Genomic DNA, 25,384 nt, shown 5'->3' on the forward strand with positions numbered 1-25,384 from the left:
TACTGAAATTAAAGAATTTCAAGAAGCTCTACATCAAAGATCAATGCTGCGTGTGGTGGAATCGCTGCACCTGCGCCGCGCTCGCCGTAAGCAAGATCTGAAGGGATGTATAGACGCCATTTTGAGCCAACAGGCATCAATTGTAGCGCTTCAACCCAACCTTTAATCACGCCAGTCACAGGGAAAGTCGCAGGCTGGCCACGGTTCACTGAGCTATCAAATACAGTGCCATCAACCAATTGACCGTGATAGTGCACTTTGACAGTTTTGTCTGAGCTTGGGATTTCGCCTTCGCCAGCAGTCAGAACTTCATATTGAAGACCAGACTCAGTTACTTGAACTTCTGGACGCATCGCGTTGTCTTTCAGGAATAGCTCACCTTCTTCTGCAGCAGCTTTTGCAGCCGCTTGGCGAAGCTCTTCTGCACGGCCGTGGATTTCACGAAGTGCATTGTTGATCTCATCAACTGAGATCTCTGGCGCATCGCCAGTTAAAGCAGTTGCGATACCTTTTGCAATTGCGGCAACATTAAGGCCTTCGAGACCGCTACCCGCAAGTTGTTGACCCATTTGCAGGCCAATACCGTAGCTTGCTTTTAGTTCAACGGTGTCTAGCGTTAGTTCTGACATCTTAGTCACTCTTTGGTCGAGAAATGAAGGCGCAGCATAACAGTTGTCGCCTATCGTGGTAAACTTTTGTCAATAAAGGCGCGAGTGCGCGCATCTTTCTGTTGTGGAGAGCAACATGGGACAAGCAAAACGTCGCGCCCCGAGGCCGACTTCGCAAAAAAGGCAGATTCAATTTCAACTGCCGCGTGTTGATTGGCAAGGACATTGGCAGCGCATCAAACAGCGTTGCCAGCAAGGTGTGCAGCAATGTACTCAGCGAGTCAAACCTTTGTGGTATCGCCTACCAAAGCCCCACCGCATTGCAATTCTTTGTATTTTGCCGATTGTGATTTTGGTGAGTTTACTACCATCGTCACCAGCCGTGCCTGAGCCTAAGCATGCTAAGCCAGCAAGGCAAAGTATTGCTATGGATCCTGCACGTTTAGAGGCGGAAAGTGCAGCGGTGCCAGTGGAAGACGTGGTGCCACAAGAGGCGATCAAACCTTTGGTGCAAACTCAATGGCAGCGTTACCAAATTCAATCAGGTGATACCATGGCCAAGGTATTTCGTGAGCATAATTTGGCGGAAACCGATCTTTATGCCATCGCTAAAATAGAGGGTGCGCAGACCATTCTCGGCGAGATTCAGCCCGGTCAGTGGATTCGCTATAAACAAAAGCAAAATGGTGAATTGGACGCATTGCAAATTGAGTCAGACAAGCCGATTTTGTTTGTGCGTTTGTCCAATGGCAGTTTTGCCCGCGCCAAAGACTAAGCCTTAGCACGTGAAAGATGACACATTAGCGCGCGTATAATTTATCAGGCCAGCGTCTTAAGCTTGATATTGCTGAGCAATGTGCGCCACTTGCTCAGCGGAGGCGACCATCTCCTGATGTGGAATATCATCTTCAAGATACACATCGCTGGCCGCGACAAATCCCATCTTTTGATAAAACCCAGCGGCATAAACCTGCGCGCCTAAACGCAATGCTTGGTTCGGCCAGCATTGATAGGCCGCATGCATGGCGCGTTGCATCAGCGCTTCTCCCAAGCCTGTGCCTCGCGCTGATTTTGCAATGATAATGCGACCAATAGCCGCCTCTTTAAAGCTTAACTTGGGCGGTAAAACGCGCGCATAAGCAAGAATTTCACCCTGATTTTCGGCGAAAAGATGCAAAACTTCGGCATCAAGATCTTTGCCATCCAGCTCTTGATAGGGACATTGCTGCTCGACCACAAACACCGCCACGCGCAGTTGCATAATGGCGTAAAGTTGCGCGCTTGAAAGCGATGAAAAGGGCAGTAAATGCCAGTGTGGCGCTGTGCTCATGGTTGATGTTATCCGTCGAAAGGAGGGTCAACATTGCACCATATTTACGGGCAAAAAGCAGCGGCCTGAAAACTTTTCGATATAAAAAATAAGCTTTTAGAATTTCACGCCAACATCTCCCCCCCCTATAGTGCTCTCATCAACTTTTACGAGGGCTGGTCATGGATTACTTGCCAATTTTTGCAGATTTAAAGCGTCGACCTTGCTTGGTGGTCGGTGGCGGTGAAGTGGCGTGGCGAAAGATTCGCATGCTACATAAAGCTGGTGCCGAAGTGCGCGTTGTGGCGCCTGAACTTCATCCAGAAGTGGCGGCTATGGTGCATCGTCAAGAGGTCTTGCATTGGGGTGATAGTTTTGCACCTGAGCAGCTTGATGGGGTGTTTTTAGCCATAGCAGCGACCGATAAAAAAGCGGTGAACGCTCTGGTGTACCAGTCTGCCAATCAGCGACAAGTGCTGGTCAATGTGGTGGATGATCAGCCGCGCTGCAGCTTTATTGTGCCTTCAATTATTGACCGCTCACCGATTATCGTGGCGATCTCCTCTGCTGGCAAAGCGCCAGTGCTGGCGCGTTTGCTACGTGAAAAGTTGGAAGCCTTGATTCCCCAGCACCTTGGCAACATGGCAGAACTTGCTGGCCGTTTTCGCGATCGCCTTAAGGCCAAACTGCCATCGCTTACTTTACGTCGTAAGTTTTGGGAAACCGCATTTACTGGTCGTTTTGAAAGCTTGGTTGCTAGCGGCCAAGAACAGCAAGCCATGGATGCATTGGAGCAGCTTAGTCAAGGCTTAGAGCCGCGCGGTGAAGTGGCTTTGGTGGGCGCAGGTCCTGGTGATGCCAGTTTGCTCACGTTGCGCGCACTGCAATTGATGCAGCAAGCTGATGTGGTGCTCTATGACTATTTAGTATCCGATGAAGTGATGGAATTGGTGCGTCGAGATGCCGAATTGGTATGTGTCGGTAAGCGCGCAGGTTTTCATAGTGTGTCACAGGAACAAACCAATCAGCTGCTGTTGGAATACGCGCAAAAGGGCAAGCGTGTGGTGCGTTTAAAAGGTGGCGATCCCTTTATTTTTGGTCGCGGCGCTGAAGAGCTCAGCGTTTTGGCCCAAGCCAATATCCCTTTTCAAGTGGTCCCCGGTATTACCGCCGCTGCCGGCGCCACCGCTTATGCGGGGATTCCATTGACTCATCGAGATTTTGCTCAAAGCGCGGTGTTTATTACCGGCCATCAAAAGCCCGATGGTGACGCCCTTGATTGGTCCACCTTGGCGCGTGGTCAGCAGACCTTGGTGATCTATATGGGTTTGATGAAGTCCCCCTATATTCAGCAACAATTGATTGAACATGGCCGCGATAGTGCCACCCCCATCGCCATTATTGAGCGTGGGACACAGCGACAACAACGGGTGCTCACCGGGCAATTGTCGCAATTGAGTGAACTTGCCGCGCAGGCTGAATCACCCTCACTGATTGTGGTGGGTGAGGTGACCACGCTGGCGCATCAACTCCACTGGTTTAGCGGTGAGACGCAAAGTGATATCCCAGCGCCACAAGCGGCCCTCAGTCTTTAAAAGGAATACAGCATGGAACAGCAAAAACTAACCCATTTACAGCAGCTGGAAGCGGAAAGTATTCACATTATTCGTGAAGTGGCTGCCGAGTTTGATAATCCCGTAATGCTTTACTCCATTGGTAAGGATTCATCGGTGATGTTGCACTTGGCGCGCAAGGCCTTTTACCCCGGGAAAATCCCATTTCCACTGTTGCACGTTGATACCGATTGGAAATTTCGCGAGATGATTGAGTTTCGCGATCGCACCGCCGAAAAGTATGGCTTTGAGCTGTTGGTGCACAAAAATCCGGAAGGTCTGGCCATGGGGATGAACCCTTTTGAACACGGCTCAAGTAAGCACACTGATGTGATGAAAACCCAAGGGCTGAAGCAGGCGCTGGATAAATATGGTTTTGATGCGGCCTTTGGTGGCGCACGTCGCGATGAAGAAAAATCGCGAGCCAAAGAGCGCGTCTATTCCTTTCGAGATAAGCACCATCGTTGGGATCCAAAGAACCAGCGACCTGAGCTTTGGCGCACCTATAACGGTCAGGTGAATAAAGGCGAAAGTATTCGCGTATTCCCGCTTTCTAACTGGACTGAGTTGGATATTTGGCAATACATCTACCAAGAGCAGATCGACATTGTGCCGCTCTATTTAGCGAAAAAACGCCCTGTGGTTGAGCGTGATGGCATGTTGATCATGGTCGATGATGAGCGCATGCCCATTGAGGCCAATGAGCAAATTGAGCAGCGCAGCGTGCGTTTTCGCACCCTTGGCTGTTATCCACTGACCGGCGCGGTGGAGTCTACAGCCGATACCCTGCCAGAAGTGATCGAAGAGATGTTGGTGGCGACCTCCAGTGAGCGTCAAGGCCGTGCCATTGATCACGACCAATCGGGCTCCATGGAGCAGAAAAAACGTCAGGGCTATTTCTAATCGAGCCGTTTCTAAGGAGCAGAACCATGAATTCAGCAATTGCACAACAAGTGGCGGCGCAAGGAATTGAAGCCTATTTGGCGCAGCACCAAGAGAAAACCCTACTGCGATTTTTAACCTGCGGTAGCGTAGACGATGGCAAAAGTACCTTGATTGGTCGCTTGCTACACGATTCACAACAGATTTATGAAGATCAGCTGGCTGCCCTGCATGCCGATAGCCAAAAGGTGGGCACCACAGGTGAAAAGCTTGATTTAGCGCTGCTGGTAGATGGCTTACAGGCCGAGCGCGAGCAGGGGATCACCATTGATGTGGCTTACCGTTATTTCTCCACAGAGAAGCGTAAATTTATTATCGCCGACACGCCGGGGCATGAGCAGTACACCCGCAATATGGCCACGGGCGCTTCGACCTGTGATTTAGCCGTAATTTTGATTGATGCGCGTAAAGGGGTCTTAGATCAAACCCGTCGTCACTCTTTTATCGCTAGTCAGCTTGGCATTCGTCATTTTGTGGTGGCGGTGAACAAGATGGATTTGGTGGGCTTTGATGAGGCCACTTATCGCGCCATTGAGACAGACTATCTGCAATTTGCCGCCAAGCTTGAAGGCAATATTGATATTTCGCTGATTCCACTTTCTGCACTTGAGGGCGATAACGTGGTCAATCTCAGTGGTCAAACGCCTTGGTATCACGGCGAGCCGCTGTTGTCGATTTTAGAAAATGTGGCCATTGACGCGCATAGCGAGCAGGGCAAATTGCGTTTTCCAGTGCAATATGTCAACCGCCCCAATCTCGATTTTCGCGGCTTTGCCGGCACGATTGCTTCTGGTGTGGTGCAAGTGGGTGATGCCATTCAGGTGCTGCCTTCGGGCAAGCAATCGACAGTGGCACGGATTGTCACCTTTGATGGTGATTTACAGCAGGCGCGCGCAGGCCAAGCCGTCACGCTGACGCTGGCCGATGAAATTGATATTAGCCGTGGTGATGTCTTGGTTCCTGCCGGAGAAGCGGTGACCCAAAGCCAAAGCGTCATTGCTGATGTGGTGTGGATGGATGAAAAGCCGCTGGAGCCGGGACGTTACTACGATATTAAGATCGCTGGTAAAAAGACCGTGGGCTCAGTGACCCAAATTCAATACCAAGTGGATATCAACAATTTGGAAACGCATCCTGCAGCAGCACTGCCGCTCAATGGGATTGGCCGCTGTCAGCTTGGATTTACCGAAGTGGTGCCTGTGGATACCTATGGCGTGAGTCCAGATACAGGCAGCTTTATTTTAATTGATCGCTTAACCAATGTGACCGTCGGCGCGGGCATGATTCGTAGCCTAGTTGCCGATAGCCAACCGCTAGATGATGGCGATTACAGTAGCTTTGAGCTTGAGCTCAATGCATTGGTGCGCAAGCACTTTCCCCATTGGCATGCGCGCGATTTAAGCGCGCTGAAGTAGAAAAGAGGATGCGATGAGCTGGGAGCAAGGATTGGTCCTAGCCATGTTGCTGACTATCATCAGCTGCTTGGCGCTGACCAAACTCAAGCCTGCATGGGTCTTTGCAGCGTCAAGTTTTGCTGCGTTTCAGCTTGGCCTCGTCGAGCTGCCGCAGCTGGCCAATAATTTTACCAATGACTCCTTAGTGACCTTGGTATTGCTGATCCTCTCTTCGGTGGCGGTGGAAAAAACGCGCCTGATTGGTTGGGTGGGCAATCAGTTATCCAGTGGCAGTTTGTCCACGGTGCTTGCGAAATTAGGGTTGTCCACCGCTTTTCTATCCTCTTTTACCAACAACACAGCGGTGGTGGCTTCCCTGATTGGTGCGATTAAGCGTAATCAGCGCCACGCACCTTCCAAATTATTGCTGCCGCTCTCCTATGCAGCGATTTTAGGTGGCACGCTGACCCTGATTGGTACCTCGACCAACCTTATCATCAATAGTTTTGTGGTGGATGCAGGACTGCCGAGCTTGGGCTTTTTTGCGCCAACGCTTGTGGGACTTGCATTGCTGCTGTGTGGATTGCCCGTACTGGTGTTATTTGGTCGATTTTCGCCTGAGCATGATGCTGAGCACGATGAAGGTTTGCCCTATTTTCTTGAGGCAACCGTCAATGCAGACTCGCCCTTAGTGGGGCGAAGCGTGGCGGATAACGGCTTGCGCGCGCTGCGCAAACTATTTTTGGCTGAGGTCGTTCGTGAGGGCAAGGCCATTGCTCCTGTGCGCCCCAGTACTTTGCTACAAGCGGGCGATAAATTGCTGTTTTGTGGGGATGTGGAAAGTGTGGCAACACTACAAGAGATCGATGGATTATCCCTGTTTGGTCAGCATCATCTCAATGGTCAAAGTTTGCAGGAGCTGGTGGTCAGCCATTCCGCTTCACTGCGCGGGCAAACCCTAAAAAGCAGCCGTTTTCGTGAGCGCTATGATGCTGTGGTGGTGGCGATTCGCCGTGGCCATGAGCGTCTGGCGGGTGGTTTGGGCAATGTGGTGCTGCTGCCTGGCGATACCTTGGTGGTGGTACCAGGACGCCAATTTATGCAGGAGCTGCGCCGCCATCCTCGTGATTTCGTACTCATTAATGATCTCGACTCCAGCGCTCGCTTGGATCGACAAAAAAGCGCTTGGGTGCTGGCGGGCTTTGCAGCGGTGATGGCGTTGGGTATCGGTGGGTTACTGCCCATCATCAATGGCTTGGCGGCTTACTTGTTGCTGCTTTTATGCTTTCGTGTGGTCACACTCAATGAACTACGTCGCCGTTTTCCCATCGATATTGTGGTGATCGTCGGCTGCGCCCTGACCTTGGCACAACTGATGATGAGCACTGGACTTTCAGTAGCACTGAGTCAGTGGGTGATGGCGCAGTTTCATGGTCAAGGGGTGTTTATGGGCTTTGTCGCTGTCTATCTGCTGACCCTATTGCTGACCGAAGTGATCACCAATAATGCGGCCGCCGCCTTGGCTTTTCCCATCGGTTATAGTTTGGCTCTGGGCTATGATGCCAATGTGATGCCCTTTGTGATGGCCGTGCTCTTTGGTGCCAGCGCTAGTTTTATTTCGCCCTATGGTTATCAAACCAATTTGTTGGTTTATAGCGTGGGTAATTATCGACTCAAAGATTACGTGAAATTGGGGTTGCCACTGTCGCTGGTTTATTCCGCGGTGGTGATTTTACTGGTGCCGAAGATTTTCCCATTTTAACGGCAAGGACATTGAATAAGGAGGCGCCATGGGCGTAACCACTGAAAATATCGTTTGGCATCAACATGCGGTCGATGCCAATGCGCGCGCAACACAAAAGGGGCAGCAGCCTGTGGTGCTGTGGTTTACGGGGCTTTCCGGTGCTGGTAAATCCACGGTGGCGGGGGCATTGGAGCAAGCGCTTCATGCGCAGGGTTACCATACTTATCTGCTTGATGGTGATAATGTTCGCCATGGTTTGTGTCAAGATCTCGGATTTTCGCCGCAAGATCGCCGCGAAAATCTACGTCGTGTCGGTGAAGTGACCAAGTTGATGGCCGACGCTGGTTTGATTGTGCTCAGTGCCTTTATTTCACCTTTTCGCGCCGAGCGGCAGATGATTCGCGATCTGTTGCCTGAGGGACAGTTTGTTGAAGTCTTTGTTGATGCGCCATTGGCGCTTTGCGAAGCGCGGGATCCCAAGGGGCTCTACCAAAAAGCGCGCGCTGGTGAGATTAAAGATTTCACCGGTATTGATGCTGATTATGAAGCGCCGCTATCACCAGAAATCCATTTGCTCAGCGATGAAACCAATTTACAGCAACTGGTGGCGCAGTGCTTGAATACATTGCGTGTGCGTGGTGTGATTCAAGGCTAAGGGAAGGAGAAACGCCATGACTGAGTTTGCACCCAGCCATCTATTGATTGAGATTTTAACGCTCGCGCAAAGTGCGGGCGATGCCGCGATGCAGCACTATCATGGTGCGGTATCGGTGGCGCAAAAAGCCGATGACAGTCCAGTGACTGCGGCTGATTTGGCGGCAAACGCGGTGATCGTAGCAGGTTTGTCGATTTTAACCCCAGATACGCCGATTTTATCCGAAGAAACCCAACATGCCCCTTGGTCTGAGCGTCAATCATGGCAGCAGTTTTGGTTAGTGGATCCTTTGGATGGCACCAAGGAATTTATTAAGCAAAATGGTGAATTTACCGTCAATATCGCTTTGATTGACCAAGGTAAGCCCGTGTTGTCTGTGGTTTATGCGCCAGCCTTAGGGATGGCGTGGGGCGGCGATCAGCGCGAATCTGCGCAGGCGTGGCGTATTGAGCAAGGGTTATGGACGCCGATTCAAAGCCAATGGCAACATCCCCCTGTGGTGGTGGGTAGCCGCTCTCATCCGAGTCCTGAACTGGCTGAATATCTCAAAAGTTTAGGTGAGCACCAGCTTGTGGATGCAGGCTCATCCTTGAAATTTTGTTGGGTGGCTGAAGGGCGCGTGCAGCTTTATCCGCGTTTAGCGCCAACCATGATGTGGGATACTGCCGCGGGCCAATGTGTGGCAGAGTGCGCTGGTGCTTTGGTGGTCAATCTGCAAGGTGAACCGCTCAATTATCACCGTGAAGCGCTGTTAAACCCACATTTTGTAGTACGCGCACCCCGTGAAACCATTTATGAGGCTGTGGATTAATCCATCGTTTTTCACTGTGCTTTATTCAATATTCGGCGGCCTTGTCTTTGAGAGAGGGCCGTTTTTTTAAATATGGCAGAGGCTCTTTGCTGTCAATTCCCAGACGTTGAATGATGAAAAGATAAAGAGATGAAAAGATAGATAAAGGCGCGACGGCTTTTTCTTCTGTCACCATTTCGCCAATTCCCTGTCACCTGATGTTCATTTGCTTTGGCTAGGCTCAAATTGAGTTCTGACCTTGGAGGCAAATGATGCAACCTTCTCTTAATCTCGAAGATAAAAATCGGCTGTATCGCGTTGACTATGCGATGTCACGTTGGTGTTTACAGCATCCCTATAATCAGCAAGTGGCACAGGTGAGTCGCGCGATTTCCCATACCGGTGATGGTCACCTTTACTTTTGTTTTGCGCTGCTTGCCTATTGGCTCGGTGATGAGGCGGGTATTCAGTTTTTTTGGATGCTACTGGCGGCTTTTGCCATGGAACTGCCCCTGTATTGGCTGCTAAAAAACGCCATTAAGCGCGACCGACCGCAACAGCTCCCCAGTTTTATTAAACCTTCTGATCGCTATAGCTTGCCCTCGGGGCACAGTACCGCCGCATTTCTAGTCGCTAACTTGCTGGCCGTGTGTTATCCGCCCTTACTTTGGCCGATGCTGATTTGGGCGAGCTTGATTGCACTTTCTCGTGTGCTTCTTGGCGTACATTTTGTCAGTGACATCATCGTGGGCGCGTTGCTCGGTACGGCAATCGCGCAGTGGACGCTACTGCTTTGGTCTAGTCCACTGAGGAGTGCGTGGTGATGAAAATTTTATATGGCGTACAAGGCACTGGGAATGGGCATATCTCAAGGGCGCGCGCTATGGCTAAGGCGATGGCAGCGCAGGGGCTTGACGTGCAGTTCCTATTCTCAGGACGTCCAACCAAGGATTATTTCGACATGGCCGACTTTGGTGATTATTGGCTGCGTGATGGGCTTAGTTTTGTCTCAAGCCAAGGGCGCATTCGGCCTTTAAAAACCGCCTTCAAGCTGAAATTGTGGCGTTGTTATCGCGATATTCAGCAGCTTGATTGTTCCCCCTATGATTTGGTGATCTCTGATTTTGAACCGATCACCGCATGGGCAGGTAAAAAACAAGGCAAGCCAGTGTTATCACTCAGCCACCAAGCGGCGCTGCTGGCTGATGTTCCTGGGCAAGTGGAGCAAGTATTACCACGTTGGTTGATGACCCATTTTGCGCCGGCAAGTGAGTACCTAGGTTTGCATTGGTATCATTTTGGTCAAGCGCTGTTGCCGCCCATTGTTGACTTGAGTCCGCAGCAATTGAGTCAAGCGAGTATCAGCACTGACGCGCCGGTTCTGGTTTATCTTCCCTTTGAGTCATTGGCCGAGATTCAGTCGCTGTTCTCGCGTTTTCATCACCAAAATTTTGTGATCTTTCATCCGGCAATTGATGGGCCACGGGTGGTGGCTAATTTACAGCTGTGTCCGCCCAGTCGTAGCGGTTTTGCTGAGGCATTAATGGCGGCCAGCGGGGTGATTGCCAATGCCGGTTTTGAGCTACCTTCTGAGGCGCTGAGCTTGGGCAAAAAGTTGCTATTGAAACCGCTGCAAGGGCAGTTTGAACAACAATTTAATGGCACAAGTTTAATGGCCATGGGGCTTGCGCAATTAATGCCTCGTTTTGATTTAACGACGATTGCCAATTGGCTACAAAAAGACGCTGTGGGCCGCGTGTGTTACCCAAATGTGGCGCAAGCCATCGCAACATGGTTTGCGCAAGGGATGCAGCAACCGTTAACCGAGATAGCCACGCAGCTATGGCAACAAACACATTTTCCTGATTCAGTGTTGGCTTTGTTAGAACCCGATGCTGATGGTGCGGCGATGGCATTTCAATCGCTTTCCTAAGTGACCATTTCAATCGCTTTCCTAAGTGACCATTGCGCAGCGCTATGGCTTGTCACCTGAATCATTGCTATCGCCAATAGCAATGAAAATTTCAGTGATAAGCTTCACTCTCCAAACATCTATTTTTCAGTGCGGAAAGCTGGCTTGATTAACTTAGCCCTAGCAAAATCATGGGTTTTATAAATTCAAGTTTGTTTTTGAACGCTGTTCAGTCGCCACTCAGTCGCCCCATGTTGTAGTCATCCGTTGTTGATGAGCACAGAAGGAGGCTGTGAGTCGCTGCGGGAAGGGAGACCTGAGAATCAAGTGAGGTGAAAAATGACTGAGCGTTTGGTAGCGAGTAATCGCAATGAGCAGCCCATGGAGACTGTGCTGCGTCATGTTGACCTCAATTTGCTGACGGTGTTTGCCGCGGTGATGCAGGAGCAAAATATGACCCGCGCAGCAGTGCGTCTGGGCATGTCACAACCAGCTGTCAGTAATGCTGTGGCTCGGCTGAAAAACATGTTTGATGATGAGCTGTTTGTTCGCAGCGGTCGCGGTATTCAACCCACGCTTCGCGCTCAGCATCTGTTTACACCACTGAGACAAGCGCTACAGTTGGTTCAAAATGAGCTGCCTGAAGCCAGTTTTTGCCCGCACAGTAGCCAGCGCACCTTTGGCGTAGCTATGGCCAGTCCTTTGGATTTGCGTTTGGGGCCTTCGCTTAGTCAGCTTGTCACTGAGCAGGGCGAAGGGATTAAATTGGCGATGACCAACCCTTTAAATATGGACGTGGCGGCAGAGCTAAGTCAGCAAACTATCGATTTTTATATTGGCTATCAGCATTTGCCCACCAGTGAATTTGAGGCGGAATTACTGTTTTGCGATCAATTGGTGGCGGTCACCAAAGCGCAGCGATATGCACCGGAAGTTGAACTGACACCGCAGCTGATTCGTCAATCGCCTCATGCCAAGCTTGCCATGGGTTATGAGCTTGAATCGATATTAGATATTTTCTATCAGCGCCATCCGGTGGCAGAAGTGGCCTATACCGGTTATAGCTGCAGCGACCTGCTATATATGGTCAGTCAATCCAATTTAATTACTGTGTTGCCAAGTTGGCTTGCACAGCGATATGCGCAGCGCTGGCCGCTGAAAATTCATTCACTTCCCTTCTTTGAGCAGGGTTTCGATGCCTTTATTAATTGGCATTGCGGACGGAGCAATGACCAGGGGCATCAATGGCTAAAAAATCTGATTCTCAGCACCTATCAGTAAGATATTCATTTGAAAGATAATTAGGCAAAAAAGATCATATTTGTTTACATCTTTCACGAAATTGTCGCTTTCTAAGCAAGTGGTCGGCTTTTTGAACGCCTTAACATTTTATATTCTTAGCATGCAATTTTGATTGCCTTTTTACCTTGTCGAGGTAGACTGCTTATTGAAATAGCTTACACCTGTAAGCTTAACGGCCTGAGAAGTTAGATGACCGAAAATACCTACCATTTGCTTCATTGCCTGCGTCAACGCATGGCAGAACACCCACTTCGCACCGCTCTTCGCTATCGCCAGCAAGGTGAATGGCACGATATCTCGTGGCAATCGCTTTCTGAGCAAGTTGAGCAGCTTTCCTATGCGCTTTTGGCGCAGGGTTTTGGCGTGCAGGATAAAGTGGGGATCTTCGCCCAGAATATGCCGCAATGGACCATTGCTGATCTTGCTGCGTTGCAAGTTCGCGCTGTGTCTGTGCCAATCTATGCAACGAATACCGCCGATCAAGCAGCCTACATCGTTAATGATGCGGATATCCGCGTTCTTTTTGTCGGTGATCAGCAACAATATGATCAAGCCATTTCAGTGGCTGATAACTGCCCACAATTGGAAGTGATTGTGGCGATGAAAGATGACGTGGATCTGCGTGACCACGCACTTGGCCAGCATTGGCAAACATTTATGGCCAAAGGTGATGTCCGTGATACCGCGACCTTTGAGCAGCGCTTAGCCACGGCATCCATGGATGACTTGGTCACATTGATCTACACCTCTGGCACCACTGGTGAACCAAAGGGCGTGATGATCGATTACGCTAACTTTGCGCATCAGCTTGAAAGCCATAATGTGCGTTTGAATGTGACCGAAAAAGATGTGTCAATCTCATTCCTACCACTTTCACACGTATTTGAGCGTGCTTGGTGTTTCTATGTGCTTTATTGCGGTGGCACCAACTGCTACCTCGAAAATACCAATGAGGTGCGTGAAGCCCTAACTGAGATTCGTCCAACTGTGATGTGTGCGGTTCCGCGTTTCTACGAGAAGATCTTCTCTGCGATTCACGAAAAAGTGGCGCGTGCGCCGATGCAGCGCAAGATGGTCTTTACTTGGGCGGTTAATATGGGCGCTCGCATGGCGGCATGCCGTCAAGCGAACAAACCAGCCTCTTGGTTGTTGCGTAAATCCTATGCGCTGGCGGATAAACTGGTGCTTAGTAAATTGCGCCGCCTACTGGGTGGTAATATTCGCTTTATGCCTTGTGGCGGTGCCAAATTGGAGCCAAGCATTGGCCGTTTCTTCCATGCCATTGGTGTGGATGTGAAGCTGGGTTACGGCATGACCGAAACCGTGGCGACGATTTCATGTTGGGAAGATGGTCGTTTTGAGCCTGATTCTATCGGTACTGTGATGCCGGGCACTGAAGTGAAAATCGGTGACGATAATGAAATTTTGGTGCGTGGTGGCATGGTGATGCGTGGCTACTACAAGCGCCCAGAGGAAACGGCTGCAACCTTTACTGCAGATGGATTTATGAAAACAGGTGATGCCGGTCATTTCGATGAAAATGGCAACCTATTCATTACTGATCGCATTAAAGAGTTGATGAAAACATCAAACGGTAAGTACATCGCGCCGCAGTTGATCGAAGGTAAAATTGGTTGTGACCACTTTATCGAGCAGATCGCTGTCATCGCCGATACCCGTAAGTTTGTTTCTGCGCTGATTGTGCCTTGTTTTGATAGCCTTGAAGCCTATGCGAAAGAGCTCAACATTGCTTATCACGACCGTTTAGAGCTGATTAAGCACTCACAAGTGGTTGAGATGTTTGAAGCGCGCTTGATGGAGCTGCAAAAAGAGTTGGCGAAGTTTGAGCAGGTGAAAAAATTCACCCTGCTACCACAAGCTTTCTCCATGGATTTGGGTGAATTGACCCCAACCTTGAAGCTACGTCGTAAAGTGATCAGCGAGCGTTATATGGAACAAATCGAAGCCATGTACCGTGAGCCAAAGAAAGCCTAATCGCTTAACAAAGACAACGAAAAGACGCTCATTGAGCGTCTTTTTTTTTGCCTCGTGGTTGGCATGACATGGCTCATTTGAGGCCATGTCATATGCCATTACGAATGTGCAAAAATGGCTTTCAATTGCGTGATGAGATCTTTTTGTAAGGCACTACTGCGTTGATCGCGGCGCTGCACCAAGCGCATCTCAATGGGTTGAAGATTATTCAGATGTTGGCAGTCGAGCATCACCAAATGCGCGCTGTAGTAATCATCTTGAGTCATCAGATGCATGGGCACCAGCGCCCAGCCGACGCCGCGAGAGGCTAAACCTGCAATGGAAAAATAACTATCGAGAAGCCAGTAGTTGGCACTAAGAGGTACCGCCAGTTGTTGGTGCTCACTGGCGCTAATCAGCAGTTGGCGGTGGGCTTGTAGCTGGCTGATGGTGGGCGCTTTGATTTTTGCCAGTGGATGCTCTGGCGCGACGATTAAACAGGGTTCAATCATACCCAAGGAGTGAAAATCTAAGGGTTCAGGATGCGGGGTGTTGTGATGAAACAGCACGCCAAAATCGGCTAGATTCTGTGTCACCCACTTGCCGATATCTTGCTGGGATCCCGTGATCACACGCAGCTGGAGCAGCGGATAGTTGTCACTCACCTGCACCATAAATTGCTCAAGCAGGCGCATGGGAAGGGCTTCATCGAGCGCGATGGTCAAGCTCAAGGGTTGTGATTGGCTGGCCAATAGCGCACGGGCTTCAAATCGTTGGCACTGCTGCAAAATTAAATTGGCTTCAAGGTAAAGCTGCTGGCCCTCTTTGGTCAGTGTTGGAATACGAGTGCTGCGATCAAATAGGGTTAAATTCAGGTCGGCCTCAAGGTTGGTGATCGCGGTGCTAATCCGTGATTGCGCTTTACCCAGCGAGCGTGCCGCAGCACTAAAGGAGCCTTGCTGCACCGCTGCGCAAAAGGCGTTGAGTTGATCTAAGCTCCACTGCATCAGGCACTCCATTTGTCTGATTTCATTCTGATTAAACTATCCGATTATCGGATGGTTATTAACTTTATTCTATCTATTTTATTTCCATAATAGCGCCAGTTTGAATATTTCAGGTTGAGGTTTCTATGCAACAAAAAGCCGTCACAAAGACCTTTTGGCGTTATGTGATTCCAAGTGTCGCAGCCATGTTGGTGAGCGGCTTATATCAGGTGATTGATGGCATTTTTGTCGGTCACTATATCGGTTATGACGGTTTGGCAGCGATCAATCTGGCCTGGCCATTGATTGGCATCATTATGGGGCTTGGCGTGCTGATTGGTCTGGGCGCTGGTAGCTTAATCTCCATTGCTCGCGGTGAAGGTGAGCTGGCTCAGGCGAAGCGAATTTTAGGCCAAAGTTTTTGGCTGATTGGCGGCTTGGCCATTTTAATTATGGGCGTTGTTTGGTGGGCGGCAGAGCCTTTATTGCATGCACAAAAAGCCACGGGTGATGCCCATGATTTTGCTCTGAGTTATCTACATACGATTGCGCTGGGTGCGCCGCTTTCCATTGCGGCGATGGCGCTGCCCATGTTGATTCGTAACGATGACAGCCCTGCATTGGCAACACTGCTGATGGCAATTGGTGCACTGAGTAATGTGGTATTGGATTACCTGCTGATCGTCCATTTGCAATGGGGTTTGGTAGGCGCTGCCGTGGCAACCTTAATGGCGCAATCTATGGTAGCGCTATTGGCTTTGTTCTATTTTTTCAGTCGCAAAAGCCTGCTGCGTTTGTCGGTTGCAAGTCTTGCACTTGATCTATCGCTACAGCGAAAAATCATCAGCTTGGGCAGCTCGGCGATGGTGATGTATCTCTATTTCAGCTTTCTATTGGCTGTGCATAACAGCTTGTTTATGCAGTATGGTGGTAGTGTGACGGTCGGAGCCTTTGCGCTCATTGGTTACATTATGGGGTTGTACTATATGTTTGCCGAAGGGGTCTCGAGCGGGATGCAGCCGCCGATTAGCTTTGCCCACGGCGCTGGCCAATCACAAATGATGTTGCAGATTTTGCGTATGGGCATTGGCGTAGTGGTGGTGTCTGGCCTGCTATTGGTGGTGGTGCTCAATCTTTTTCCACAGCAGATCATTGCGCTGTTTAGCGCTGACCAAGTCTTGCAGCAGGTCGCTGTGACTGGAGTGCATCTACATTTGTGGGGGATGTGGTTGGATGGCGTGCTGGCGCTGACCGCGGTGTATTTTATGTCGGTCAATGAGGCGGGTAAGTCGCTGTTTGTTTCTTTGGGTAATTTGGCGGTGCAGCTGCCTTGCTTATGGCTATTTCCTAAATTGTGGGGAACCACGGGGATTTGGTTGGTCGTGCCTATTTCCAACGTGATGCTCTGTAGTGTGGTGCTACCGATGTTGTGGCGTCACTTGGCGCAATATCGCCAGCAAGCGCAGGTCACTCAGCCGTCGTTACCGCTATCTCAAGCGCAGCAAATGGTGAAAATGCCGCTACCTGAGTAGCATGGATCACTGATAGAAATTAAATGCCGTATTTAATCATCTGTTAAATGCGGCTTTTTTTTATTTATCGACTGTGAAAGGTGATGATTTTAGTGATTTTTTGCGTATTCGCCTCATTCTGGTCGATTTGAAACAAAGCCCAGATTCAGGCATAGACTTGGAGGGGAAGGAGACGTTAAAGTTGAACCAATGCATGCGCTGCATGTGGCGGTAAGGAGTACCGCAAATAAGGATTGAGATGCGAAAGCATCAGGAATGAGGAGGCATTCAATGGAGATGATATCCGGCGCAGAAATGGTTGTGCGCTCGATGATCGACCAAGGCGTGAAACATATCTTTGGTTACCCCGGTGGCTCAGTGCTCGACATTTACGATGCGCTGCATGAAAAGAGCGATATCGAGCATATTCTCGTGCGCCATGAGCAGGCGGCAGTTCATATGGCCGACGGTTATGCCCGTGCCACGGGTGAAGTGGGCGTGGTGTTGGTGACCTCAGGTCCAGGTGCGACCAATGCGATCACTGGCATTGCTACCGCTTATATGGATTCGATTCCTTTGGTGGTGTTTTCCGGTCAGGTGATGAGTAACCTGATTGGTAATGATGCATTTCAAGAATGCGATATGGTGGGGATCTCTCGCCCAGTGGTGAAACACAGCTTCTTGGTGAAAAAAGCAGAAGATATCCCTGCTGTTATCAAAAAAGCCTTTTATATCGCCTCTACCGGCCGCCCAGGTCCTGTGGTGATCGATTTACCAAAGGATGTGCTCAATCCTCAAATCAAACATCCCTATCAATATCCAGAGAGTATTTCGCTGCGCTCCTACAGCCCAACGACGCAGGGCCATCGCGGGCAAATCAAAAAAGGTCTCAAAGCGCTGCAAACGGCAAAGCAACCTGTGCTTTATGTCGGCGGCGGTGCGATCACCGCTAATTGTAGTGAGCAGCTGATTGCGCTATCGGAAGCCTTGTCGATTCCTGTGGTGAGCTCTTTGATGGGCCTTGGCGCCTTTCCGGCGACCCATCAACATAGCTTAGGCATGTTGGGGATGCACGGCACCTATGAAGCCAATATGGCGATGCACCATGCTGATTTGATCTTTGGTATCGGCGTGCGCTTTGACGATCGCACCACCAATAATTTGGAAAAATATTGCCCCAATGCCAAGGTGATGCATATCGACATCGATCCATCGTCGATCTCGAAAACCGTATCGGTGGATATTCCAATTGTTGGCTCGGCAGATGAAGTGCTGGGTCATATGGTCAAACTGCTCGCCAATCAAGGTGAAGTGGCCGCAGATTTGGGGCACTGGTGGCAGCAAATTGAAGGTTGGCGTCAGCGCCAATGCTTGTCCTATGAATCACACCCTGAGCGTATTAAGCCACAGCAAGTGATTGAGATGGTGTATCAGCTCACCCAGGGCGATGCCTATGTCTCTTCCGATGTGGGTCAGCACCAGATGTTTGCCGCGCTTTACTATCCATTTAATAAACCACGTCGTTGGATCAACTCCGGCGGTTTGGGCACCATGGGCTTTGGTCTGCCAGCCGCCATGGGTGTGAAGATGGCGCTGCCTGAAGAGACGGTGATCTGTGTGACCGGTGACGGCAGTATTCAGATGAATATTCAGGAGCTTTCCACCGCCCTGCAATACGATCTGCCGGTGAAGATCATCAACCTCAATAACCGATTCCTCGGTATGGTCAAACAGTGGCAGGATATGATCTATCAAGGTCGTCATTCGCAATCCTATATGGATTCGGTGCCTGATTTTGCTGCAATCGCTGAAGCCTATGGTCATGTCGGGATTCGTATTGAGCGCCCTGAAGATCTGCAAGCGGGTCTAGAAAAAGCGCTGTCGCTCAAAGATCGTTTGGTCTTTGTCGATATCTCCGTGGATGAGACAGAGCATGTCTACCCGATGCAGGTACGCGGCGGCGCAATGAATGAGATGTGGCTAAGTAAGACGGAGCGAACCTAATGCGACGGATTGTATCAGTACTTTTAGAGAACGAGCCGGGTGCGCTTTCGCGTGTGGTGGGACTTTTTTCCCAGCGCGGCTATAACATTGAATCTTTGACGGTATCCCCCACAGATGATGCGACGCTTTCGCGCTTAAATATCACCACCGAAGTGGAAGATGATGCGGCACTTGAGCAGATTGAAAAGCAGCTTCATAAGCTAATTGATATTCTCAAGGTGAGTAATGTCACTGCACATGAGCATCTTGAGCGTGAGCTGATGCTGATTAAGCTCAAGGCGAGCGGTTATGCGCGGGCTGAAGTGAAACGCACCGCTGATATTTTCCGTGGGCAAATTGTTGATGTTACTGCTGCGCAATATACGGTGCAGCTGGTGGGCACTGGCGATAAGTTAGATGCCTTTATTGCCGCCGTGAGTGAAATCACTGAGGTGATTGAAGTGGCTCGCTCTGGTGTTGTGGGGATCGCTCGCGGTGAGCGCGCGCTTCGCCCTTAGCGGTCTGCATTACCGAATAGCTGGGTTAGCGCTGGGTAAAAAAAAGGTAGCCATCAAGTGGCTACCCGGGAACGGACAAGCGAAAATGTTTCCATATTGAGATACCCCGCAGCAGTGGAGCGGGATAGGGGCATTATGCGTGCTTCAGCCTGAACTTAAGCTGTCCCAGCGACCCACTTTATAAATTAATGTAACCATTAAAAAACGCAGCACTCAGTGCTGCGTTTTTTTGCGTCGGTGGCGTTTGAAAAGCTTGTTGATAAACAGCAGCCAGATGAGATTACGCAACTGCGCTGAGGGTGCTATCCATGTAGTAATCAAATTGGTGAATCATTTCATGGCGAACCAGTTTGATATCGCGAGCCAGTACTGCTTTCATCATTCTTTCGTGCTGGCTGGTGATGATGGCGACCTGCTCTGGATTTTGCCGATGGGTGTCTAACCAAATATGACGATAGCGAGCTAGCTGAAGGCAAAGGGTATCAATAAAGCGCATTAAACTAGGTGATTGGCATTCACTGATTAAGGCTTGGAAGAATGCCAAACGTTTTTGTCCCCAAGTATTGGCACAAAAATCCTCAGCTTGTAGATCCATGCGATTGAGTTTGTGATAGCTGGTGATCACCGCAACCTCCCATTCTTCCCCCCCCATAGCAATGGACTGAGCAACGGCTTGCGTCATGAGTAGCTGCAGGGTTTGGCTGAGGTCTGAGAACTCTTCGCGAGAGACAGGTGCAACCCAACATCCTTTTTGAGGTTCAAGGGTTACGTAGTTTTGCCAAGCCAATTGAACTAAGGCTTCGCGTACTGGTGAGGCTCCAATTTGGTAGCGACTTTTCAGTTCAGCAACCACTAGTTTTTCTTTGGGCTGGTAGTGTCCCAGTAAAATATCGTCGGCGATTTTTTGTTGTACTTTTTGAGCAAGAGTTGGCGTCGACACGATGAGTTATCTCTTTGAATGATCGAAAATAGTTAACGGATTGTTGTTCTGTATAATGTCGAATTATAACCAACTGTTTGCCTAAGTAAACAGCCATTCATGGGCTGCTTAATAATCTGTGATCGCAAATGGAAATTTTAAATAGGCATAAAAAAACAGAGGCTTTCGCCTCTGTTTTGTGCATCGCTAGTGCGAAGAATTATAGTACGTGTACAGATGCAGTGTTTGTGGTGCCAGAAGCAACCAAAGCACCAGAAACCATCACCACGATATCGCCTTTGTTACCCATACCGGTTTCAAGCGCGATTGCTTTACCTCGGATGTAGAATGCATCAGTGTTTTCGAATGCATCAACAGTCACAGGGGTTACACCTTTCACAAGTGCTAGCTGAGCAGCTGTTTTCTTGTTGTTGGTAAGTGCAATGATGTTTGCAGTTGGGAAGTACTTACGTACAGAGCGAGCAGACTTACCAGCGTTGGTTGCAACGATGATTAGTGGTGCTTGAAGTTTCTCTGCAGTGTCTACAGCGCCTTTACATACAGCTTCAGTGATGCGTAGACGATCGCTGTCTAGACGTGAACCTAGCTCAGCTTTTAGTGCACGGTCAGTACGCTCACAGATTTGTGCCATGATAGACACTGCTTCTAGAGGGTATTTACCTTTAGCAGATTCACCAGAAAGCATAACTGCGTCAGTACCATCCATGATGGCGTTCGCAACGTCACCCGCTTCTGCGCGAGTTGGACGTGGGTTCTTGATCATTGAATCAAGCATTTGCGTTGCAGTGATAACAGTCTTACGAGCGCGGTTACACTTCTCGATCATCATCTTCTGAGCGAAGATAACTTCTTCAACTGGGATCTCAACACCTAGGTCACCACGAGCAACCATGATGCCGTCAGACACTTCTAGAATCTCGTCGAAGTTGTCCACACCTTCTTGGTTTTCGATTTTAGAGATGATTTGGATGTTCTCGCCACCGTTTGCTTGTAGAAGCTCACGGATTTCAAGTACGTCTTCTTTCTTACGGATGAAAGAAGCTGCGATGAAGTCAACGCCTTGCTCACAACCAAATTTAAGGTCAGCTTTGTCTTTTTCTGCAAGTGCAGGAAGTTTTACAGAAACGCCAGGAAGGTTCACACCTTTGTTTTCGCCTAGGTCGCCGTTGTTTAGAACTTTACACTTCACTTCAGTGTCAGTAGTCGCGATTACTTCCATCTCGATTAGACCGTCGTCTACAAGAATGGTGTTACCCGCAGAAAGGTCTTGTGCGAAACCAGGGTAGGTCACAGCAACAGTTTGTGCGTTACCAACAACAGATGCGTCAGTAGTGAAAGTGAACTCTTGACCAGCAACTAGTGATACATCGTTACCACCTTCTAGTTTGATGGTACGGATTTCAGGACCTTTAGTATCAAGAAGAATGGCAACTTGCTTACCAGTTTCTGCCATCACTGCACGAACGTTCTTGATACGGTTACCGTGCTCTTCAAAGTCACCGTGAGAGAAGTTCAAGCGCATTACGTTCATGCCAGCGTCAACTAGTTTGCCTAGCATTTCTTTTGATTCGGTTTTTGGACCAATCGTACAAACGATTTTGGTTTTTTTCATTGAGATGTATCTCCGGAAGAACTATGTAATTGTAAAAATTCAAATTGGTTCGCTGCGCTACATATTCCCCCTGTAGCTGGCCAGCATTACGACTTGCGCGTTTTTCGCTTTATGCAAGTGGTAATAATTCGACATTTCAATTGCTTACGTAATTGGTGGCGGGGCGCCGAAAATATTATCTGTTTCAGCCATAAAATAGCGTCACAATCTGTGATCAGCCACCCAATTACGGCGCGGTATGTTATCAGAAAGTCCCTAATAAATCACTTTATTTGAAAAATGGCAGCCAAGCCATAGAGGGTGCGGGATGGCGACTAATTGCTTATTATTTCACTGAAAAAAATAAATAATTTGATGAAAAAATTTTTCACGTTGATGACTAAAAATGCTGATTTATGGCCAGCATTTCACAAAATTAACCCAAGAATGATGAAAATTATCAACAAACGAAATGAAAAACGCGCCGAAGCGCGTTTTAAATTCGAGATTCATTCTCAGTGAATGTTATTTTTTCGCTTGGCAACAAGCGGCGGTGAACACCACGTCCGTTGAGCTGTTGAGCGCTGTTTCTGCTGAGTCTTGAATCACCCCGATAGCCATCCCCACAGCCACAACTTGCATGGCAATATCGCTTTCAATGCCAAATAGGCCGCAAGCCAGTGGAATCAGTAGCAAAGAGCCGCCAGCAACACCAGATGCGCCACAGGCTGATACAGAGGCGACAACACTGAGCAAAATCGCAGTCCAAATGTCCACTTCAATGCCTTGGGTATGAACCGCAGCAAGGGTGAGCACGGTAATGGTGATTGCCGCGCCCGCCATGTTGATGGTGGCACCTAGCGGAATAGACATGGAATAGGTTTCTTCATCCAAGCCAAGACGCTTACAAAGCGCCATGTTCACAGGCACGTTGGCCGCTGAGCTACGTGTAAAGAAGGCGGTCAGGCCACTTTCACGCAAGCAAACCAGAATCAATGGGTATGGGTTGCGGCGGGTTTTGTAGAACACGATCATTGGGTTGATCACCAAGGCAACAATAGCCATGGCGCTGAGAAGAACCACAATCAGTTGCAGATAGTTGCGAAGTTCGCCAAAACCATGGGCTGAGATGGTTTGTGCTACCAAACCAAAGATACCAAAAGGCGCGAGACGAATGACAAAGCGAACAATCAAGGTGATGCTTTCTGCGATGTCAGCAAACACTTGCTTGGTGCTGTCCTGTGCGTGGCTCAAGGTGATACCTAAACCAATGGCCCAAGCTAGCGTGCCGATAAAGTTACCAGTCATCAGCGCGTGTACTGGGTTATCGACCAATTGGAACAGCAAGCTGTGGATGACGCCAACAATGCTTTGTGGTGCTGCGCGATCGGCAGCGGCATCTAGCGCAATTTCGGTTGGGAAAAGAAAGCTAAGGGCGACTGCGACGCTTGCTGCAGCCAAGGTGCCAAAGAGGTAAAGGCCAATGATTGGACGCATTTTGGTATGCGCGCCTTTGGCTTGGTTGGCAATAGCTGCTGCGACAAGCATAAAAACCAAAATGGGAGCAACAGCTTTTAGCGCGCCAACAAAGAGTTCGCCGAGCATACCAACAGATTGCGCTGTTTTGGGCTCAAAATAGGCTAAGGTAATGGCGGCGACGATACCTATCGCGATTTGTAGTACCAACGGCGCTCGAAAGGCGCGACGGCACATCGACATCAATGGATTCATAATATCTTCCTGAACATGGTGTTGTGTTTGATTATCTTTGAATTGTGTTTTGGTGTGTGGTGCAAGCACATCCTTATGGGCAAGTCACCAGAATATTCTTTGTCTATTTCTCACACTACTGAGTGTTATAACAGGAAGTGATGATTTTATTCAAACCTAATTTATTAGTTTTTTATCCTGTTTATCGTTTGTTTGATGGGAAAATGAATGTTTTTCTAGAAAATTTGCAAGCTAAATAGCAAAAAGTTGTTATTTATTTATTGCTTAGGGTTTTCAAAATAAAACACCACCGCCAATAAAGACGCTGGTGTTTTTATTTTAGATTGGATGCAAGGACGTCATTTTTGATTAGGGCTGCAACTGCCAGGCTTGGCTTTGATCGGGCTGATCGCCCTGTGTCCACCACTGGGCTTGATAGCGCTTGCCTTGATAGGTGACGATATCGCCAGCATTGTAAGCTGTGGCCGCTTGCCAAGCATTGGTTTCAGAGCTCATCACCTGCCAAGCTTGGCTTTGATCGGGCTGGTCACCCTGAGTCCACCATTTTGCTTGGTAGCGCACGCCTAAATAAAGCACTTCACTTTGCGCCGGATAGGCGACATCAGCTTGCCACTGCGCAATATCGCCTGTGCTCGCTTGCACGATGACCTCAGTGAGGGCACTTGCACTGCTTTGGCCATCACTGACAGTGATAGTAACGGCAATCGTGCCTGGCGCTGTATTGGCATCTGTTGCTAGCGTGACCTGATATTGGTTGTGGTGCATCACCACTTGTCCATGCGAGCTGGTGACCGTGAGTGGATCTTGGTCGATGTCGTTGATCTCAAGGGCGATATTGGCGGTTTCGCCAGCCACAATGGTGAGTGATGGTGGGGCTTGAATGACCGGCGCATTGTTGCCTGTTTTGCTTTCGATTTGGAACGTCGCATCCTGCACTGGGCTAAACACTTGGTTGGCGCTTGGTGTGCTAGCGAGAACCAACTGGCCTTGTTCAAGCACACCGATGGCTGCTTGCCCTGAAGCCACACTGTCGAGACGCTGCGCTAACTCTGCGACCCAAATATCAGGCGATTGATTGTTGGCGGTAATCGCGATCTTTTCATCCACTAACTCTTGTCCTGTGGCATTAAACAGACGAAAACGTAGGGTTTCGCCGACTTGCGGTGCAAATCCTGGTTGAATCAAATGGCCGAGGGAAACGCCATATGTCGGCGTTGCATTGTCGCCAAATTGGATATCACTACAGTTGTAAAAGCCTTCACCGGCTGGGTCATCACGCTGCCAGCGAGTATAGAGCACCGCTTTACCTTGGCGATCCGCAGGTAGATTGACTGTCATTTCATAATATTTGCCCTGTGCATCTTCCAATACGGGGAGATCGCCAAAGCTGCCAATGAGTTCTAAGTCACTCCAATGCAGTGGCATGGTGGCAACATCAAAGCCGGGTTTGCTGAGATAGATGCGCCAAAAGCTTGGGTTGTGCGGTGTGGATGCGTGAAAACGTAATTTGAGTGGGCCGCCTTTGGCATCAACCACAGTGGTTTGCCAAGCATTGGATGGCGTATCCATGCCAGCCTTTTGTGGGTCGGCGGCGCTACATAGGTTGCCATCTGTCACCACGGCTTCGACTGCCGTTTGGTTTTGATAATCGCTGACCAGCGCTGCATATTCATGATGCTGAATAAAAGGTGTCCAGCTTGAGGTGAGATAGGCTTGGCGACAGGCATCATTGGCAATATCACTACCATCAACTGGGCCCCAATGGCCGCCTTGTTGATTACAGATCAATTGACGTGCTGGTGGATATTCGGTGTAACCGTGAGCAAAAAGTTGTGGGCTGAGCGCGAGCAGCGCAAGGCCGGGAAGGGTTCTTTTGAGCAT

21 protein-coding genes are annotated in these 25,384 nt (G+C 49.4%); 14 read left to right on the forward strand and 7 right to left on the reverse strand.

From position 1 onward, the window contains the following. Window positions 1-8: 8 nt before the first annotated feature. A complete protein-coding gene (bamJ, locus tag L9P36_RS01280) occupies window positions 9-629 on the reverse strand; it encodes a BamJ family beta-barrel-assembly machinery protein (RefSeq protein ID WP_237464323.1) in 621 nt (206 codons plus the stop codon). A 115-nt stretch (window positions 630-744) separates the two neighbouring features. Here bamJ and L9P36_RS01285 point away from each other — a divergent pair, with 115 nt between their 5' ends. Continuing rightward, window positions 745-1,383 carry a LysM-like peptidoglycan-binding domain-containing protein gene (locus L9P36_RS01285; protein WP_237464324.1) on the forward strand — a complete coding sequence of 213 codons (639 nt, stop codon included), beginning with the start codon at window positions 745-747 and terminating at the stop codon, window positions 1,381-1,383. 57 nt (window positions 1,384-1,440) lie between these two features. Here the strand turns inward: L9P36_RS01285 and L9P36_RS01290 are convergent, their stop codons facing one another. Continuing rightward, the gene (locus L9P36_RS01290) at window positions 1,441-1,938 is read right to left on the reverse strand and encodes a GNAT family N-acetyltransferase (RefSeq protein WP_237464325.1); all 498 of its coding nucleotides are present in this window, start codon (window positions 1,936-1,938) and stop codon (window positions 1,441-1,443) included. Between the two features lie 161 nt (window positions 1,939-2,099). Between L9P36_RS01290 and cysG the strand changes: the two genes are divergently transcribed. From cysG to L9P36_RS01340, 10 genes are all read left to right on the forward strand, one after another. Beyond that, window positions 2,100-3,512, forward strand: a complete 1,413-nt coding sequence (gene cysG, locus L9P36_RS01295; protein WP_237464327.1) for a siroheme synthase CysG — start codon at window positions 2,100-2,102, stop codon at window positions 3,510-3,512. Between the two features lie 12 nt (window positions 3,513-3,524). Further along, window positions 3,525-4,433 carry a sulfate adenylyltransferase subunit CysD gene (gene cysD, locus L9P36_RS01300; protein WP_237464329.1) on the forward strand — a complete coding sequence of 303 codons (909 nt, stop codon included), beginning with the start codon at window positions 3,525-3,527 and terminating at the stop codon, window positions 4,431-4,433. A gap of 26 nt (window positions 4,434-4,459) precedes the next feature. Continuing rightward, window positions 4,460-5,887 (forward strand): sulfate adenylyltransferase subunit CysN, encoded by a 1,428-nt coding sequence (gene cysN / locus L9P36_RS01305; protein WP_237464331.1) that lies wholly within the window; start codon window positions 4,460-4,462, stop codon window positions 5,885-5,887. 13 nt (window positions 5,888-5,900) lie between these two features. Beyond that, window positions 5,901-7,628 carry an SLC13 family permease gene (locus L9P36_RS01310; protein WP_237464332.1) on the forward strand — a complete coding sequence of 576 codons (1,728 nt, stop codon included), beginning with the start codon at window positions 5,901-5,903 and terminating at the stop codon, window positions 7,626-7,628. A gap of 28 nt (window positions 7,629-7,656) precedes the next feature. After that, window positions 7,657-8,265, forward strand: a complete 609-nt coding sequence (cysC, locus tag L9P36_RS01315; protein ID WP_237464333.1) for an adenylyl-sulfate kinase — start codon at window positions 7,657-7,659, stop codon at window positions 8,263-8,265. A gap of 16 nt (window positions 8,266-8,281) precedes the next feature. Next, on the forward strand, window positions 8,282-9,076 hold the full coding sequence (cysQ, locus tag L9P36_RS01320; protein ID WP_237464334.1) for a 3'(2'),5'-bisphosphate nucleotidase CysQ: 795 nt from the start codon (window positions 8,282-8,284) through the stop codon (window positions 9,074-9,076). A 248-nt stretch (window positions 9,077-9,324) separates the two neighbouring features. Continuing rightward, on the forward strand, window positions 9,325-9,879 hold the full coding sequence (locus L9P36_RS01325; protein WP_435532720.1) for a phosphatase PAP2 family protein: 555 nt from the start codon (window positions 9,325-9,327) through the stop codon (window positions 9,877-9,879). Continuing rightward, entirely contained in the window at window positions 9,879-10,988 is a 1,110-nt protein-coding gene (locus tag L9P36_RS01330) for an MJ1255/VC2487 family glycosyltransferase (RefSeq protein ID WP_237464335.1), read from the forward strand. The genes L9P36_RS01325 and L9P36_RS01330 overlap by 1 nt, the downstream gene beginning before the upstream one ends. Window positions 10,989-11,306: 318 nt before the next feature. Then, on the forward strand, window positions 11,307-12,248 hold the full coding sequence (gene leuO / locus L9P36_RS01335; RefSeq protein WP_237464338.1) for a transcriptional regulator LeuO: 942 nt from the start codon (window positions 11,307-11,309) through the stop codon (window positions 12,246-12,248). A gap of 210 nt (window positions 12,249-12,458) precedes the next feature. Next, the gene (locus L9P36_RS01340; RefSeq protein WP_237464341.1) at window positions 12,459-14,264 is read left to right on the forward strand and encodes an AMP-dependent synthetase/ligase; all 1,806 of its coding nucleotides are present in this window, start codon (window positions 12,459-12,461) and stop codon (window positions 14,262-14,264) included. A gap of 98 nt (window positions 14,265-14,362) precedes the next feature. Here L9P36_RS01340 and L9P36_RS01345 read toward each other — a convergent pair whose 3' ends face one another. Continuing rightward, window positions 14,363-15,250 (reverse strand): LysR family transcriptional regulator, encoded by an 888-nt coding sequence (locus L9P36_RS01345; RefSeq protein WP_237464343.1) that lies wholly within the window; start codon window positions 15,248-15,250, stop codon window positions 14,363-14,365. 125 nt (window positions 15,251-15,375) lie between these two features. On the opposite strand from L9P36_RS01345, the gene L9P36_RS01350 reads away from it, so the two are divergent. From L9P36_RS01350 to ilvN, 3 genes are all read left to right on the forward strand, one after another. After that, window positions 15,376-16,761: an MATE family efflux transporter gene (locus tag L9P36_RS01350; RefSeq protein WP_237464346.1), complete on the forward strand. Its 1,386-nt coding sequence runs from the start codon at window positions 15,376-15,378 to the stop codon at window positions 16,759-16,761. A 270-nt stretch (window positions 16,762-17,031) separates the two neighbouring features. Beyond that, a complete protein-coding gene (locus L9P36_RS01355) occupies window positions 17,032-18,744 on the forward strand; it encodes an acetolactate synthase 3 large subunit (protein WP_237464347.1) in 1,713 nt (570 codons plus the stop codon). Continuing rightward, on the forward strand, window positions 18,744-19,241 hold the full coding sequence (gene ilvN / locus L9P36_RS01360; protein ID WP_237464349.1) for an acetolactate synthase small subunit: 498 nt from the start codon (window positions 18,744-18,746) through the stop codon (window positions 19,239-19,241). Before L9P36_RS01355 ends, ilvN begins: the two co-directional genes overlap by 1 nt. Before the next feature lie 280 nt (window positions 19,242-19,521). Here ilvN and L9P36_RS01365 read toward each other — a convergent pair whose 3' ends face one another. The 4 genes from L9P36_RS01365 to L9P36_RS01385 all read right to left on the reverse strand — a co-directional run bounded on the left by L9P36_RS01365 (window position 19,522) and on the right by L9P36_RS01385 (window position 25,384). Continuing rightward, on the reverse strand, window positions 19,522-20,181 hold the full coding sequence (locus L9P36_RS01365) for a GntR family transcriptional regulator (RefSeq protein WP_237464352.1): 660 nt from the start codon (window positions 20,179-20,181) through the stop codon (window positions 19,522-19,524). 199 nt (window positions 20,182-20,380) lie between these two features. Further along, on the reverse strand, window positions 20,381-21,793 hold the full coding sequence (gene pykF, locus L9P36_RS01370) for a pyruvate kinase PykF (RefSeq protein WP_237464355.1): 1,413 nt from the start codon (window positions 21,791-21,793) through the stop codon (window positions 20,381-20,383). A 504-nt stretch (window positions 21,794-22,297) separates the two neighbouring features. Continuing rightward, window positions 22,298-23,503: a serine/threonine transporter SstT gene (gene sstT, locus L9P36_RS01375; RefSeq protein ID WP_435532721.1), complete on the reverse strand. Its 1,206-nt coding sequence runs from the start codon at window positions 23,501-23,503 to the stop codon at window positions 22,298-22,300. Window positions 23,504-23,851: 348 nt separating this feature from the next. Beyond that, the gene (locus L9P36_RS01385) at window positions 23,852-25,384 is read right to left on the reverse strand and encodes a lytic polysaccharide monooxygenase (RefSeq protein ID WP_290368654.1); all 1,533 of its coding nucleotides are present in this window, start codon (window positions 25,382-25,384) and stop codon (window positions 23,852-23,854) included.

It is taken from the genome of Vibrio stylophorae (genome assembly GCF_921293875.1).
GTDB classification, from domain to species: Bacteria; Pseudomonadota; Gammaproteobacteria; order Enterobacterales; family Vibrionaceae; genus Vibrio_A; species Vibrio_A stylophorae.